The sequence below is a fragment of the Bradyrhizobium sp. McL0615 genome, from assembly GCF_049993905.1.
GTDB lineage: Bacteria > Pseudomonadota > Alphaproteobacteria > Rhizobiales > Xanthobacteraceae > Bradyrhizobium.
This window is the reverse complement of the sequence record NZ_CP188254.1, coordinates 4616650-4632142: the sequence shown is the minus strand read 5'-3', so window position 1 is coordinate 4632142 and position 15493 is coordinate 4616650. Positions and strand designations below refer to the sequence as shown.

Annotated in this window: 11 protein-coding genes; 5 read left to right on the top strand and 6 right to left on the bottom strand. The window is 63.2% G+C overall.

Annotated elements, in window-relative coordinates:
• Positions 1-259 precede the first annotated feature (259 nt).
• The gene (sufB, locus tag ACPPVP_RS21880; RefSeq protein ID WP_426524300.1) at positions 260-1741 is read right to left on the bottom strand and encodes a Fe-S cluster assembly protein SufB; all 1482 of its coding nucleotides are present in this window, start codon (positions 1739-1741) and stop codon (positions 260-262) included.
• A gap of 92 nt (positions 1742-1833) precedes the next feature.
• On the bottom strand, positions 1834-2988 hold the full coding sequence (locus tag ACPPVP_RS21875) for a cysteine desulfurase family protein (RefSeq protein WP_426524298.1): 1155 nt from the start codon (positions 2986-2988) through the stop codon (positions 1834-1836).
• Between the two features lie 290 nt (positions 2989-3278).
• On the opposite strand from ACPPVP_RS21875, the gene ACPPVP_RS21870 reads away from it, so the two are divergent.
• Positions 3279-3926, top strand: coding sequence for an alpha/beta hydrolase (locus tag ACPPVP_RS21870; protein ID WP_025589847.1), 648 nt, complete (start codon positions 3279-3281; stop codon positions 3924-3926).
• Positions 3927-4029: 103 nt separating this feature from the next.
• On the opposite strand, the gene ACPPVP_RS21865 is transcribed toward ACPPVP_RS21870, so the two are convergent.
• From ACPPVP_RS21865 to ACPPVP_RS21855, 3 genes are all read right to left on the bottom strand, one after another.
• The gene (locus ACPPVP_RS21865; RefSeq protein ID WP_426524296.1) at positions 4030-4359 is read right to left on the bottom strand and encodes a DMT family transporter; all 330 of its coding nucleotides are present in this window, start codon (positions 4357-4359) and stop codon (positions 4030-4032) included.
• Between the two features lie 8 nt (positions 4360-4367).
• On the bottom strand, positions 4368-5045 hold the full coding sequence (locus tag ACPPVP_RS21860) for a glutathione S-transferase family protein (protein ID WP_426524294.1): 678 nt from the start codon (positions 5043-5045) through the stop codon (positions 4368-4370).
• A gap of 225 nt (positions 5046-5270) precedes the next feature.
• Complete coding sequence (locus tag ACPPVP_RS21855) at positions 5271-6371, bottom strand: anhydro-N-acetylmuramic acid kinase (protein ID WP_426524292.1); 1101 nt, start codon at positions 6369-6371, stop codon at positions 5271-5273.
• A gap of 177 nt (positions 6372-6548) precedes the next feature.
• On the opposite strand from ACPPVP_RS21855, the gene tyrS reads away from it, so the two are divergent.
• Both tyrS and ACPPVP_RS21845 read left to right on the top strand, forming a co-directional pair.
• Positions 6549-7802: a tyrosine--tRNA ligase gene (tyrS, locus tag ACPPVP_RS21850; RefSeq protein WP_426524290.1), complete on the top strand. Its 1254-nt coding sequence runs from the start codon at positions 6549-6551 to the stop codon at positions 7800-7802.
• Positions 7803-7925: 123 nt separating this feature from the next.
• Positions 7926-9170, top strand: coding sequence for an MFS transporter (locus ACPPVP_RS21845; protein ID WP_426524288.1), 1245 nt, complete (start codon positions 7926-7928; stop codon positions 9168-9170).
• On the opposite strand, the gene ACPPVP_RS21840 is transcribed toward ACPPVP_RS21845, so the two are convergent.
• Positions 9167-12838 (bottom strand): DUF3971 domain-containing protein, encoded by a 3672-nt coding sequence (locus ACPPVP_RS21840; protein ID WP_426524286.1) that lies wholly within the window; start codon positions 12836-12838, stop codon positions 9167-9169. The genes ACPPVP_RS21845 and ACPPVP_RS21840 overlap by 4 nt on opposite strands.
• 216 nt (positions 12839-13054) lie before the next feature.
• Between ACPPVP_RS21840 and ACPPVP_RS21835 the strand changes: the two genes are divergently transcribed.
• Complete coding sequence (locus ACPPVP_RS21835; RefSeq protein WP_426524284.1) at positions 13055-13825, top strand: peroxiredoxin; 771 nt, start codon at positions 13055-13057, stop codon at positions 13823-13825.
• Positions 13826-13925: 100 nt separating this feature from the next.
• On the top strand, positions 13926-15281 hold the full coding sequence (locus ACPPVP_RS21830; RefSeq protein WP_426524282.1) for a M23 family metallopeptidase: 1356 nt from the start codon (positions 13926-13928) through the stop codon (positions 15279-15281).
• Positions 15282-15493 lie beyond the last annotated feature (212 nt).

Below are 15493 nucleotides of genomic sequence, written 5' to 3'. Positions count from 1 at the left end.
AAACCAATGCTGGTGCATCGCTTCCAGAAACGCCGGATCAGCAATTGGCAGACCTGCGTGACTGCCCAGAACCGAATCTATTCCGCATTTCGGACAAAGCGCCGTCTGCCCTTCGTCGCACCAATCAGTTACCTCGCCGGGCGCGAACGTCGATTTGCAAAAGAAACATCCAGCCGCACTGCTCGCATCCAGTTGGCCACGATTGTTTATGCTGTGACCGTGAGCGGCGACAAGTTCGTCCTTTGCAACCATCGACGCACTACCCCACGCTTCCTTCCAGCGAGATCGAGATCAGCTTCTGCGCCTCAACCGCAAACTCCATCGGTAGTTGCTGCAACACGTCCTTCACAAAGCCGTTGACCACGAGGCCGACGGCTTCCTCCTGGCTGAGGCCGCGCTGGATGCAGTAGAACAGCACGTCCTCGGAAATTTTCGACGTCGTCGCTTCATGCTCGAACTGCGCCGACGAATTCTTCGCCTCTACATAAGGCACGGTATGCGCACCGCATTTGTCGCCGATCAGGAGCGAGTCGCAGGCCGTAAAATTGCGCGCGCCGGTCGCCTTGCGATGGGCGGTGACGAGGCCGCGATAGGTGTTCTGCGACACGCCGGCCGCGATGCCCTTGGAGATGATCCGGCTCGTCGTGTTCTTGCCGAGATGAATCATCTTGGTGCCGCTATCGACCTGCTGGTGACCGTTCGAGATCGCGATCGAATAGAACTCGCCGCGCGAATTGTCGCCGCGCAGGATGCAGCTCGGATATTTCCAGGTGATCGCCGACCCGGTCTCGACCTGGGTCCAGGAGATCTTGGAATTGTTGCCGCGGCAGTCGCCACGCTTGGTGACGAAATTGTAGATACCGCCGACGCCCTCGGAATTGCCGGGGTACCAGTTCTGCACCGTCGAATATTTGATCTCGGCATCGTCGAGCGTGACCAGTTCGACCACGGCGGCGTGCAACTGGTTCTCGTCGCGCTGCGGCGCGGTGCAGCCTTCGAGATAGCTGACGTAAGCGCCCTTGTCGGCGATGATCAGCGTGCGCTCGAACTGGCCGGTGTTGCGCTCGTTGATGCGGAAATAGGTCGACAGCTCCATCGGGCAGCGTACGCCCGGCGGCACGTAGACGAACGAGCCGTCGGAAAACACCGCCGAGTTCAGCGTCGCGAAGTAATTGTCCGAGGTCGGCACGACCGTGCCGAGATACTTCTTCACCAGTTCGGGATGCTCGCGGATCGCTTCCGAGATCGGCATGAAGATCACGCCGGCGTCCTTCAGCTCCTTCTGGAAGGTGGTGGCGACGGAAACCGAATCGAACACGGCGTCGACCGCGATCTTGCGCTCGCCTGCCGGCTTGACGACGCCTTCCAGCACCTCGACTTCACGTAAGGGGATGCCGAGCTTCTCGTAGGTCTTGAGGATTTCCGGATCGATCTCGTCCAGCGAGCCGATCTGCTTCTTCGGCTTCGGCGCCGAGTAGTAATAAAGATCCTGGTAGTCGATCCTGGGATAGTTGACGCGGGCCCAGGTCGGCTCGGTCATGGTCAGCCAGCGGCGATAGGCCTCCAGACGCCATTCCAGCATCCAGGCCGGTTCGTTCTTCTTTGCGGAGATGAAGCGGACGGTGTCTTCCGAGAGACCCTTGGGGGCCTTGTCGGACTCGATAAGTGTCTCAAACCCATATCGATATTGGTCGACGTCGATGCGCTTCACGCGCTCGACCGTCTCTTGTACGGCTGGCATTCAATCCTCCGCTCGCGGTTTCAAGGACCGCGGTGGAACAATTCCAAACAAATCAGTGACGAAGCGTTCCGGCGAAACAGACTTAGAACGTTTCAAGCCGTGTTTCGTCGCCCTCTAAGTAAGGCATCGGCGAGCTTTCGCCAAGCCTGAAGGGCCAAATCAATGTCTGCCTCCGTGGTAGACCAGCCCAGACTGAGCCGCACCGCTCCCTGCGCCAGTTCCTTGCCGACGCCCATGGCCTCGAGGACGTGAGATGGCTGGACCTTGCCGGACGAGCAGGCCGAGCCTGAGGATACCGCAATACCGCCGAGATCGAAGCCAATCACGGCTGTTTCGGCCTTCAGCCCGGGAACCGTGAACAAAGTGGTATTGGGCAACCGAGGCGCATCCTCGGAAAATACGATCATGTCGGGCGTTTGCTTCAGGCCGGCCTCAAGTCGGTTCCTCAGGTCCCGCAGCCGGGCTGCATCGCCTTCCGGGGCGGCCATGGCAGCCCGTACGGCGGCGCCAAACGCCGCGATCCCCGCGACATTCTCGGTGCCGGCCCGGCGACCCAACTCCTGACCACCGCCACGCAGCAGCGGCTCCAGCCCCTGCACGTCCTCCGCCAGGACCAGCGCACCGGCGCCCTTGGGGCCGCCGATCTTGTGCGCAGAAAGCGTAACCAGATCAGCCTTCATCATTTTGATATCAAATGGTATTTTTCCAAGCGCCTGAATCGCGTCGACGTGCAGCAGCCCACCTGCTTCATGCACGATGTCAGCGACTTCAACGACCGGTTGAAGCGCGCCGGTCTCGTTGTTGGCCAGCATGACCGAAACAAGCGCCGGCTGCCCCGCAGCAACCAGCTTCCGCAGATGGTCGATGTCGATCAGGCCGGATCTGGTGACCTGGATAGTCCCGATCGCCTCCGGCGCGAAACGCCCGCCCGACAGCACCGACGTATGTTCGATGGCCGAGACCAATAGCCGGCGGGTCGGTTCACCCGGGCCCCGGCGCAGTCCCGGCGTCAGCGCCAGCGCATTCGCCTCCGTGCCACCTGACGTAAACACGATATCCTGCGGCCGGGCGCCGACGGCCGCCGCGACGGCGGCGCGGGCATCCTCGACCAGCCGGCGCGCGTGACGCCCTTCGGCATGGACCGAGGACGGATTGCCGGCCACCTCCCACGCAGCCGCCATCGCCTGCCTGGCCTCGGGGCGAAGCGGCGTCGTCGCATTCCAGTCGAGATAGACCCGGTCGGGCATTTCCGTACAATACTACCTATATCGGCCAACAGCTTCCGCGAGTATCGGCCCCACGTCGGCGCCGGACGCCTTATCGCAATTGGGGATCGCGCCGTCTCTTACAATCATCGTCTAACGCCTTGAACGGCCTTCCAGATGTTCAAGATGCTTGCTTTTTGCCCCTCGCCTCATGCTAGAAGGCCGCAACCAGTTCACGGGAGCGCCCGTCCGCGCATCGCCCAACGACGCTTGATCACATTTTTTCCGCCAGATCACGTCCGTTGCCCAAGGAAGCCTTCCAAGGATCATCAATGCCTGAAGTCATTTTTACCGGCCCTGCGGGCCGCCTCGAAGGCCGTTATCACCCGGCCAAGCAGAAGAACGCGCCGATCGCGATGATCCTGCATCCGCACCCGCAGTTCCACGGCACGATGAATCACCAGATCGTCTACCAGTGCTACTACGCGTTTGCGCACCGCGGTTTCTCGGTACTGCGCTTCAATTTTCGCGGCGTGGGCCGCAGCCAGGGTTCGTTCGATCACGGCACCGGCGAATTGTCGGACGCGGCTTCCGCGCTGGACTGGGCACAGACCATCAATCCCGAAGCGCGCGCCTGCTGGGTCGCCGGCTTCTCGTTCGGCGCCTGGATCGGCATGCAGCTTTTGATGCGCCGGCCCGAGGTCGAAGGTTTTATCTCGATCGCACCGCCCGCCAATCTCTATGACTTTTCCTTCCTCGCGCCCTGCCCGTCCTCGGGCCTGATCGTGCACGGCGAGAAGGATGCGGTGGTGCCGCCGAAGGACGTCAACACGCTGGTCGAGAAACTGAAGACCCAAAAGGGCATCGTGATCGATCAGCAGATCATCCCGGGCGCCAACCATTTCTTCGACGGCAAGCTGGAGCCGCTGATGGAGACGGTGACCGGCTATCTCGACATGCGGCTCGCCAACGTGCGGTGAGACCGACCGGGTTGTGATGCGTAGGATGGGTAGAGCGAAGCGAAACCCATCACCATCGCCGCCGGAATGATGGGTATCGCTTCGCTCCACCCATCCTACGATATTATCCCGGCGCGAATTTCAGCGCCGCGATCCCGATCAGCACGAGCATGATGCCCGCGATCTTCATCGGGCTCAGCGCCTCGCCGAACAACAAGACGCCCATGGTCAGCGTGCCGACCGCGCCGATGCCGGTCCACACCGTGTAGGCGACGCCGATCTCCAGCACCTGCAGCGCCCGCCCGAGCAGGAAGACGAACGCCGCCAGCATGACCAGCGAGGCGATGCTCCAGCCGAGGCGCGTATAGCCATCGGCATATTTCATCGAAATCGCCCAGCCGACGTCGAGAAGGCCGGCGGTGACGAGCGCGACCCAGGCGACCTGCGGCGACATCGCGGTGCCTAAGCCGCCAGCTTCAGCATATGCGCGTCATGCCGCACCAGGAACGCATGCAGCAATTGCGGATAATCGGGCCCGACCGCCGTACGCACGCTCGGCCGCTGCGCCAGCGCCTTTCGCCATGCGCGCACCTTGGGCGTATCGGCGAACACCGAGAGATCGATCAGCTGATCGAACACGTCGAAATAGCGGAAGATCGGTGCAAACACCGCATCCACCAGGCTGAAATCCCTGGCCACAAAGAACGGTCCGGCGCCGAGCGTTTTCTCGACCTGCGCGAACTTCGCGGCTACCGCCTTCCGCTTGGTTTCAAATACCGCGGGATCACCCGTTGTTTCCAGGCCCCAGAGCTCGCCCAGAATCGTCGAGCCGAACTCCATCCACGCGCGATGTTGCGCCCGCTGCAGTGGATCCTGCGGATGCAGTTTTGTTCCGCCTTGGGTCTCCTCGATGTATTCGCAGATGACATTGCTCTCGAACAGCGCGACTTCGCCGCCCGCGGTTTCGACAAGCAGCACCGGCACCTTGCCGAGCGGCGAAATCTTCAGAAACCAGTCGGGCTTGTTGGCGAGATCGATATCGATCCGCTCGAACGGAACGCCCTTTTCGGTGAGCGCGATCACCGCACGCTGCACATAGGGGCAAAGCTTGTGGCTGATGAGCTTAAGGGAAGCGGCCATGGCAATCCTCCAGATTAATGCACCTGCATCTATTTAGATGCAAATGCATTGATCTGTCAACTGGCCGCCTGCCGGAGTACACAACAAGGCGTGTGCCCGCCGTCCCGTGCCCCGGATGCAAGCAGTTTCGATGGCGCCAACGGGCGCCCCATTCCTACTTTGCATGGGGTTGTTTTCGAAGTTTTGTGTTTGAGCTCGCGGTGCACCGCCGACGGGTGTCTGACCTCACGGCCGCGCGATCATCCCGCCGGTCATGGGAAACGGCACCCCCGTGGTGGCGGGGTAGCTCAGCGGCAGGCCTTTCAGGCCCCGCGCAGCCAGGAATCCGAAGGCCTGCGCCTCGATGGCGTCGGACGCCCAGCCCAGCGTGTCCGCGGCCCGGACGGTCGCGGGCTCCAGGCACTCGCGCAGCATTCGCAGCATGGTCAGGTTGCGGGCGCCGCCGCCGGCCACGATCCAGTTCTTCGGCTCCTTCGGCAGCAATGGCACCACGCGGGCGATCGCAGCGACGGTAAATGCGGTCAGCGTTGCCGCGCCATCCTCGGGCGGTACATCGCCGAGCTTCAGCCCGACGAAATCGTTGCGGTCGAGCGATTTCGGCGGCGGCAGCGAAAAGAACGGCATCTGCAGCGCGCGGTTGATCCAGGCCGCATCGACCTTGCCCAGCGCGGCGGTGCGGCCCTCGTTATCGAAGCGCTGGTTCAGCCAGCGGAACATGTAGTCGTCGAGCAGCGCGTTGCCCGGACCGGTGTCGCAGGCGATCAGCGTGTCGCCGTCGATATAGGTGATGTTGGCGACGCCGCCGATATTGACCACGACCGTCGGCCCCTCCCAATCCAGCGATTGGGCGAGCGCGCGGTGATAGACCGGCACAAACGGCGCGCCCTGCCCGCCGGCTTCGACGTCGGCAGCGCGGAAATCGTACATGACTGGAACGTGGATCAGCTTGGCGAGGGTGGCCGCGTCGCCGATCTGGACCGTCAACTTTTTCTCGGGCCGGTGCAGCACGGTCTGGCCGTGAAAGCCGACGATGTCGATGTCGTCGAAGCGCAGCCGGTGTTGCGCGGTAAAGGCGGCTACCGCCTCGGCGTGCGCTGCCGTGACGACCCGCTCGGCCTCGCGCAGGCAGCCCGGCCGCGCCGCGCGATCCGGCAGGTCGGCGGCCTCGTACAGCGCCTGTCGCAGCAGGCCGCGCTCCACGTCGGTATAGGGCCGGTATCCAGACGGTCCCAGGGCGTTCACCCGGCGGCCGTCGGTCTCAATCATAGCGACATCGACCCCGTCCAGCGAGGTGCCGCTCATCAGACCAAGTGCCGTCAACATCATTGTAATCGTGCCTTTGCGACGCCCTGCTCGATTCGTCCCGCCGACGACGACCAGCTTGTGCCAAACACGGACATCTTATAATGCCACAGCGCCCGGCCTTGCGGCAGCCTGTTCCGCCATGGTTTCCGCAAATCGTTACAATTACAGTGAAAATAGAATGATCAGAGCAGCCTGCCCATGACCGCATTTAAATCAGATTTCCTGAACATTTTACAGGAACGCGGCTTCATCCACCAATGTTCCGATTTCGAGGGCCTCGACGCGCTTGCCGCCAAGGGCCAGGCGACCGCCTATGTCGGCTACGACTGCACGGCCCCGTCGCTGCATATCGGCAACTACCTGACGATGATGATGCTGCACTGGCTGCAGCAGAGCGGCAACAAGCCGATCACCCTGATGGGCGGCGGCACCACCATGGTCGGCGACCCTTCCGGCAAGGATGAATCGCGCGCCATCCGCTCGATCGAGGAAATCGAGGCCAACAAGGCCTCGATCCGTGGCGTGTTCGCGAAGGTACTGAACTACGGTTCCGGCCCCAGCGACGCCATCATGCTCGACAACGCCGAGTGGCTGACGAAGTTGAACTGGATCGAGATGCTGCGCGATATCGGCCGGCATTTCTCCGTCAACCGCATGCTGACGATGGACTCGGTGCGGCTGCGTCTCGAACGCGAGCAGGAGATGAGCTTTATCGAATTCAACTACATGGTCTGCCAGGCCTACGACTTCGTCGAGCTGGCGCGGCGCACCGGATGCCGGCTGCAGATGGGCGGCTCCGACCAATGGGGCAACATCGTCAACGGCGTCGATCTCGGCCGCCGCATGGGCACGGCGCAATTGTTCGCTCTGACGACGCCGCTGCTGACGACGGCCTCCGGCGCCAAGATGGGCAAGACCGCGCAGGGCGCGGTGTGGCTCAACGCCGACCAGTTCTCGCCCTACGATTTCTGGCAATACTGGCGCAACGTCGAGGACGCCGACGTCGTCAAGTTTCTAAAGCTGTTCACGATCCTGCCGATGAGCGAGATCGCAAAGCTGGCGGCGCTGCAGGGCGGCGAGATCAACGAAGCCAAGAAGGTGCTGGCGACGGAGGCCACCGCGCTGCTGCACGGTCGCGACGCCGCCAATACGGCCGCCGAAACCGCCCGGCAGACTTTTGAGCAAGGCGCGATCGCGGAGAGCCTGCCCACCGTGGAAGTTTCGCGCGGCGAGCTCGAGGCCGGCATCGGCGTCCTGGGCGCCTTCGTCAAGGCCGGCCTCGTGGCCTCGAACGGCGAGGCACGGCGCCAGATCAAGGGTGGCGGCTTGCGCGTCAACGATGTCGCCGTCACCGACGAGAAGATGGTTCTGACGCCGTCCAACCTCACGCCGGAAGGCGTCATCAAGCTTTCGATGGGGAAGAAAAAGCACGTCCTGCTCAAGCCGGCGTGAGCATGATCCGGGAAACCGGATTTCCCAAGAGATCATGCCCAGACAAGAATCCAGCGCCCGCCTGCATAGGCGCATTCGTTTTTGAGGCTTGCGGGTGTCCGCCGAAACGCGCTCCCTGCTCGCATGGATGACAAGATCCGCGGGGAGAACGCGACGCAGCCGCTCAAGCCAGCGCGGGTTGCGCTCAACGTGCTGGCGCTCTGCTTTACGCTGGCGCTGATCGGCCGTGGCCTCGGCGAGAGCTTTACGGTTTTCCTGAAACCGATCTCGGAGAATTTCGGCTGGGACCGCGCCCAGGCGGTCTCGGTCTATTCGCTGACCTGGCTGGCCGGCGGACTGATGGCGCCGGTGGTCGGCCGGCTGTTTGACCGCTACGGTCCCCGCACCGTTTATTCGCTGGGACTGCTGCTGCTCGGCGGCGCGTTCCTGGTGGCGTCGCACGCGCAGGCGCTGTGGCAATTTCAGTTGAGCGTCGGCCTCGCCGTCGGGATCGGCATCGCCTTCATCGGCAACGTGCCGAATTCGATCCTGCTCGGCCGCTGGTTCGGCCCGCGCCTGCCGACGGCGATGGCAATCGTCTATTCCGCGGCCGGTGCGGGTGTGCTGGTGCTGCTACCCGCCTCGCAACTGTTGATCGATCATGTCGGCTGGCGCGGCGCCTACCAGATCTTCAGCGTCGCAGCGCTTGGCCTGCTGGTGCCGTTGTTGCTGCTGCCGTGGCGGCTGTTCTCCACGGGCTCGCCACACATCGCCAGAAAAGCCGATCCCGATTTCGTCGACGCCGGCTGGACGCTCGCCAGCGCCATGCGCCACCACGCATTCTGGGCGCTGTTTGCAACCTTCTTCTTCACGGCGGTGGGGATGTATGCGCTTGCCGCGCAGATCGTCGCCTATCTGATCGACGCCGGCTTCCCGCCGCTGCAGGCGGCGACCGCCTGGGGCTTTTCCGGAATCGTGCTGCTGTTCGGCATGCTGGGCGTGACGCAACTCGACAGCATCATCGGACGAAGGCCGTCGGTGCTGCTCAGCTACGCCATCTCGATTCTAGGCATCGTCCTGCTGTGGCTCCTGCAGTTCTATCCGAACTTCTGGCTGCTCACCGCCTTCGTCGTGACCTTCGGCAGCATGATCGGTTCGCGCGGCCCGCTGATCACGGCGACCGCGATGAAGATCTTTCGCGGCGAGCGGGTCGGTACGATCTACGGCACGATTTCGATCGGCAGCGGTCTTGGCTCGGGACTCGGGGCGTGGGCCGGCGGCCTGATCCACGACTGGACCCACAGCTATGATCCCGTCATCGCCTTCGCGCTGGTCGCCGTGGTGCTCGGAATGATCCCGTTCCTGGTCGTGCCGGCGCTGCGGCGCTAGTTGTTCGGCGGCAATTCGATCGGGTTGTTTTGCTTGCCGGTGTTGAATTCCATGATCTTTCGCGTCACGCCCGGAAACATGGCCGAGATCGGATTGACGCGCAGCACGGGCTGGCCGGGGGTGCCGACCACTTCATAGGTCACGCCGAACAGGCCTTCATTGTTGCCATTGCCGAGGACCAGGCCGAGCACCGGAATCCGGCCGAACATGTTGTTCAATCCATACATCGGAATGAAGGTGCCGCTCATCCGAACCTGATTGGCGACGGTATCGATGCTGCCTTCGATGGTCGCACCGATCATCGGCCCGCTCACAACGCCGTCGCGGATCGTGAGTTGTCCGCTCTGCCGGGTGAATTCGGCTCGCAATGCCGTGAAGGAAACGCCGCTCTGAGTGCCGGTAGAACCACCTGCAGCGACACGGTCGAGCGAGGCTTCACCCTTGATGGAGAAATTGCGGACGTTGATGAGGCCTTCCTTGGCGCTGGGTTCGACCGTCGGCGGTTCCAGGAAGAGTTCGAGTTGGCCACCAGTTACCTTGGAATACATGTCGGTGAAGCGGAAGAAGGCGCCGGCGTCATTGGTCTGCAGCGCAATGATGTCCCGGCCCTGCCCCTGTCCGCGGCCGCGCAAGTCCGCCGCCACCGGCGTATCGCGCCCGACTTTGCCGTTCAGCGTAAAGGCTCTGACGATACCGTTGCGGCGGGAGAACTTGCTATCGACGCTGCGCAACGCCTCGCCGTTGAAGCCGGCCACCGCACCGAGCTTGAGGTCGATGTCGAGGTCGATGTTCCTGGACTTGCTCTTGGGATCAGCTTCCTTGCCTGTGATCGCCGACTTGAGAAAGCCGCGGCCGTCGAACACGTCGCCGCGCATCATGACCTTCACGACACCGTCGGCGCCGCGTTCGGCTTTCAGCGAGGTCTTGTCGCCGTCAGACGGCGCGTAGGTCGGGAAGTTCGCATTCAACAGATCGCCATTCTGGTCGACTTCCAGCGATCCCTTGATTGAAACGCCGCCGCCCTCGACCACGATGTCCTGGAACAGCGTCGATTGTTCCTTCTTCACGACGTTGAACGTCGCCTTGCCTGACTTGCCGGGCACCTTCACCCAGCCCGGCAGGATGTTGTCGAGACGCAGCGAAGTCAGGTCGGCCTCGATGCCGACGCGGCTCTCGGTATCGCCGATCTTGCCGATCACCTTGATCGGAATGGCACCGCTGACGGCGGATCCGAGATCGATCCCGAGCCGTTGGCGGCTGGCGTCATCGAGCGTTGCTTGCAGCCTGATGTCGGCGTCACCCTCGTTCGCCTTGCGATAGTCAAGCGAGGCCGGCTGACCGTTGATCTTGACGTCGCCCTTGACCTGGTAGCCGGCGTTGTTGGCGACCAGCTTCAGCGTATTGGATTCCAGTTTCTGGTTCATCACCAGCTTGTCGGCGGCAAACCCTGCCAGATCGGCCATGACTGTGTAGGTGGTGTCGGCCTTGGTCATCGAGCCCGTGACGGGCATGGCGAGCGTGATGGTGGCGGCAACCGTCCCCTTGCTGGCGTTCGGATCGATCAGCGTGCCGGAGAGATCGCTGATGCGGTCCGAAGCCAGGATCTCGGCCGCCGCCGGCACCGGGCAATCCACCCTGAACTTCACCTTCGAGGGCGACGGCTTCGGCGCCATGTCCGGCACCTCGAACGAGAAATCGGAAATGTTGATCTTGCGCCCGGCGGGCGTGTCGGCAATTCCCTGCCCGATCGTCACCGTTGCCGTTCGCCCGGTAACCCGCGCCTTCAAATCCGCATCGCGGACCGCGGGCATGCCGTTGACCGGGCGAACCGTGACGCCCGACGCAACGATGTTGACGGCGAGACCATCATCCGGAATCGGCGGCCCCTTGCGCGGCAGGTTACGCACCGGCGAATTGACGCCGACCTCGATGCGCTGAAGCGTACCCTTCTCGATCCGCTCGATCACCCATTCGCGCACTTCGGGCACGATCAGGATCGGCCATATCCGCTTCAGCGCCGATGCCGACATCGGCGTGCCTGCGAAACCGAGCTGGAGGCGGGCCTCGTTTGCATAGTCGATGCTGCCGGTGCCGGCGATGCCGATCTCGCCGTTGCTGATATCGGCCTGGGTGAGCACCACCCGCTTCCGGTCGGTGTCGAACTTCATCCCGATCGCGATCCGGTTGAAGATCAGCGGCGGTTCGTTGTCGGTGCCGGCGAGCAGGATCGTGCCACCGCTCAGGCCAGCCTGCCATTCGGTGGTGGCGCCGTTCGGCGGTTCGAGATGGCCGAGCAGCGTAATCCGGTTCGCGCCGGAAACGACCTTGAAGGGCGCGACCAGCACGCGCCGTCCGGCATCCCATTCGACGCTCATCTCCGCCGAATCGATCGGCATCGGATAATCAGGCGTATCGCTGTCGATCAGATTCCCGGCGCCTGCCGTGACCTTGCCGCGGAAGTAGGTCGGCAGGCCGTCGCGGCCCAATTCGCCTTTCAGCTCGCCGGAAAGCGGCAGCTCGGCGCTATAGGTGAGATCCTTGACCCGCATCGCCAGCAGGATGTTGGCAGCAGGCACCTTGTCGGCGCGAAGATCGACCGACCGGACGCCGTTCTGCGGCGGCCCGATCACGACCTTGAGCGACCACGGGCGCGCGCCCTCCTCGCCAAGGCTGACCGCGACCCCGCCGCCGCGCGGCCGGCGCATGCTGAGGCTGATATTTTCGAATGTCCATTTGTTGCCGCGCTGCTGGTCGTCGACGACGAGATTGCCGTTCTTGAGGCCGATCTCGTTCAGGTTCTGCCCATCGAGTCCGGTCAGGCTGAGGCTATCGAGCCAATCGAGGCCGGCCAGCAATCCGTTCGGCGTCGTGTCGGGCGCTGTCGCGCCCTGGGCGGACGCAGGCGCTGAACGGGGGAATGTCGGCGCTATGCCGGCATCGCGCTTGGAGGCAACGCCGGTCGCCAGCGGTTTGGCGGTATCGCCGGCAGACACCGTCACCTGGCCGTCCGCCGTGATTCGTACCGCGAGTTCCGCATCGACCAGATTGAGGCTTTCGGCACGCAGCCGTCCCATCAGGAGCGCCGTGCCCGACAGTTTCACCTCGGCTTTCGGCGCGGTGGCGACGACGACCTGGTCACGGTCGCGCACCACGATGTCGCGGATTCGCACCGCGATACGAATCCGTCCGGCCCGCTCGATCTGCGTACCGCCGACCTCGACGGTATTGCCGTGGCCGATATTGTCTTCAATGGCGGCCGCCAGCCACGGCGTTGCTACATCGAGATTGATGGGGCCGGCGCCGAGCCGCAACCACAGACCGCCGAAACAAGTGGTGAAGATGACCGCCAGCACGGCGATCACGATCGCCACGCGCTTGACCCATCGGCCGCCGCTTATCCATAGCTGTAGCGCTGCGAATTTGTCGCCGAACCGGTGAAATCTGGAATTGGAACGCGACAACAGCCGCTTTGTCCGATGGCGCGCCGCCTCGTCAGTCTCTTGATCCCAGCCGGCCGCATCATCCCACTGAGAGGTGTGGGCCTCGGCACGCGGATTCGACCCCTTGGGCGAAGTATTCCTAGCCATTGCCTCTCGGTGCCGGCGCTGAGGTTGATCGCCGCCAAGGGCGCGCTCTTCGATCGTTATCGAACGCTCCTGTGCCGGCATCGCTGCCAATCCTCGATTAATACTGTTACTCGTGGTCGGGCCCAAGGATTGATTGGGTGATCCCATCGACGAGCGGACGGAGGTAGCGTCGAATCCCTTGTAACCATACTCCCGGGTCATCAAACTTGCCCAGCGGCCGGAGCGAATCCGACGGTCAGGGGCGAGACCGGCAATACCCCAATGGTTGATCTGCGGAAAGCGACGAAAGGAAGGCGTATGTCCAAGAAAACGCGCAAGAAATCCTCCAAGCCAGCCCCCAAAAGCCGCAAGACGCCCGCCCGAAAACCACCCGCGGCCAAGACCGCTCGCAAGGCCACTCGCCGCAGCGACACGACATCGGCCAAAAAGCCTGCCGCCAAGGCAGCCAGCAAGCCGCCCACGTCCGCCGCCAAGAGGGTCGTCAAGCCGGCCGTCAAAACACCGGACAAGACGGCCAAAACCGCTTCGAACAAAGCGTCGCACAAGCCGCCATCGAAACCGTTAAAATCCAATCTATCGGCCCCGCCCAAACCGGTTCCGGGAGCCGAACTGGTCGAGGGCGCGATAGCTCCCTCGTTCAGTCTGCCCCGCGATGGCGGCGGCAATGTCTCGCTGGCGGATTATGCGGGCAAGAAACTGGTGCTGTTCTTCTACCCCCGCGCCGACACCCCCGGCTGCACCCGGGAAGCGATCGATTTCACACGGCTCGAGGGCGCGTTCGCCGACGAGGGCGCCATCGTACTCGGCATCTCCGCAGACACCGTAAAAGCCCAGGAGTCGTTCCGCGCCAAGCACCAGCTTTCGGTTCCTCTGATCTCGGATGAACAACATGAGATGCTGGAGGCCTATGGCGCTTGGGGCGAAAAATCGATGTATGGCAGGAACTTCATGGGAATCATTCGAACCACGGTTCTGATTGGCGCCGATGGGCGGATCGCCAAGATCTGGCGCAACGTGCGGGTCGACGGCCATGCCGACGACGTGCTGGCCGCCGCCCGCGCGCTATGATTTGGGATGCATCATTTCCCAAAAATTAACCATGAAAGGGTCAAATCGGCAGGCAAATTAAGCCGTACGGAACTCATCTCCGACCGGCGCGGGAGTGCCGATGTCGTACCGTTCCGGTCATCATTATTCCGATCACCACCATCCTCACGATCATGGCCGGACGCCACCCCGCCGCCCCACCAATTATACAGCAAAGGCGGCTGCGATAGACGGTGAAGGCTACACCATCGTGCACGCCGGCAAGCAGGTCCGGCTCGGCCCTGTCGTATTCTGGATCGTTGTCGGCACCATCGTACTGCTTGGCATGTGGTCAGCGGCGACCGCCACCTATTTCGCGTTTCGCGACGACGTTCTGACCCGGCTGATCGCCCGTCAGGCCGAGATGCAATACGCCTATGAAGACCGCATCGCGGAACTGCGTTCCAAGGTCGACCGCACCACCAGCCGCCAGTTGCTCGATCAGGAACAGTTCGACCAGAAGCTCGACCAGATCATGCGCCGCCAGACCGCGCTCGAATCGCGCGCCACGGCCCTCGGCACGATCCCGGATAGCGCGGCCACCGGTTCGATCAGGCTTCCCCCTCGCGGCGCGGCCGTGGAGACGCCAGCTTCCGGTGCCCCAAAACCCTCCCCGATCAGCGACACCGTGATCTTCGTGGCGCCACCGGATCGCGAAGCGCGGCTGGAATCGCGCGCGCCCAGCGTGGTCAAGCCGCAGCCAAATCAATTCGCCAAGGTTCAGGGCGTCGACAACGTGCTGGTCCGATTGCAGACCTCGCTCGATTCGGTCGAGCGGCGACAAATGGCGGCACTGAGTTCCGTCGAGGACGGCATAGAATCGCGCCTCCGCCGGATGCGCGGCGTGTTCAACGATCTCGGCCTCGACATGGCGCAGCTCGAGGCGGCGACGCCGCGCTCGGCCATTGGCGGGCCGTTCGTGCCGGTGAAGCTTACGGCCGATGCCGGCGCGTTCGAACGCCAGCTCTACCGGATCAGCCTCACCCGTACCCAGATGCAGCGTCTCAACGCGACGCTGGCGCTGGTGCCCTATCGCAAACCGGTCGTCGGCGAGGTCGAATTCACCTCGGGCTTCGGCGTCCGCAGCGATCCCTTCCTCGGCCGCCCCGCCATGCATACCGGTCTGGATTTCCGCGCCGCCACCGGCGATCCCGTCCGCGCCACCGCCAACGGCAAGGTGCTGTCATCGGGATGGATGGGCGGCTATGGCCGCATGGTGGAGATCGACCACGGCAACGGCCTGTCGACCCGTTACGGCCATCTCTCTGAAATCCACGTCAGGGTCGGCGACGTCATCAAGATCGGACAGGTGATCGGCGCGGTCGGGTCCACCGGACGCTCCACCGGCCCGCATCTGCACTATGAAACACGGATCGACGGCGATGCCGTCGACCCGCAGAAGTTTTTGCGCGCAGGCGTCAGACTCAGTTCGGGTTAGCATCGCGCCGTCAGAACTGGCCTGCTCGCTCGTCGATCGCGCGCGGAATACTCCCCAGTCTACCTTCGCCGTTCCATCGTCACCGGAAGCGGAACCGGCTTGCGCCGCGTCCGTGAAATTTTTTTGGTCCCGTGTCGGCTCGCCTTCAGGCCAGGCGTCCTTGTGGCAGAGACTGAGCCAACCCAAGCAAATCCTGCGATATACTCCGCTCA

Coding starts and splice junctions, on each gene's coding strand:
- sufB (WP_426524300.1), bottom strand. CDS start 1,741: ATGCCAGCCGTACAAGAGACGGTCGAGCGCGTGAAGCGCATCGACGTC.
- ACPPVP_RS21875 (WP_426524298.1), bottom strand. CDS start 2,988: ATGCCCGACCGGGTCTATCTCGACTGGAATGCGACGACGCCGCTTCGC.
- ACPPVP_RS21870 (WP_025589847.1), top strand. CDS start 3,279: ATGCCTGAAGTCATTTTTACCGGCCCTGCGGGCCGCCTCGAAGGCCGT.
- ACPPVP_RS21865 (WP_426524296.1), bottom strand. CDS start 4,359: ATGTCGCCGCAGGTCGCCTGGGTCGCGCTCGTCACCGCCGGCCTTCTC.
- ACPPVP_RS21860 (WP_426524294.1), bottom strand. CDS start 5,045: ATGGCCGCTTCCCTTAAGCTCATCAGCCACAAGCTTTGCCCCTATGTG.
- ACPPVP_RS21855 (WP_426524292.1), bottom strand. CDS start 6,371: ATGATGTTGACGGCACTTGGTCTGATGAGCGGCACCTCGCTGGACGGG.
- tyrS (WP_426524290.1), top strand. CDS start 6,549: ATGACCGCATTTAAATCAGATTTCCTGAACATTTTACAGGAACGCGGC.
- ACPPVP_RS21845 (WP_426524288.1), top strand. CDS start 7,926: ATGGATGACAAGATCCGCGGGGAGAACGCGACGCAGCCGCTCAAGCCA.
- ACPPVP_RS21840 (WP_426524286.1), bottom strand. CDS start 12,838: ATGCCGGCACAGGAGCGTTCGATAACGATCGAAGAGCGCGCCCTTGGC.
- ACPPVP_RS21835 (WP_426524284.1), top strand. CDS start 13,055: ATGTCCAAGAAAACGCGCAAGAAATCCTCCAAGCCAGCCCCCAAAAGC.
- ACPPVP_RS21830 (WP_426524282.1), top strand. CDS start 13,926: ATGTCGTACCGTTCCGGTCATCATTATTCCGATCACCACCATCCTCAC.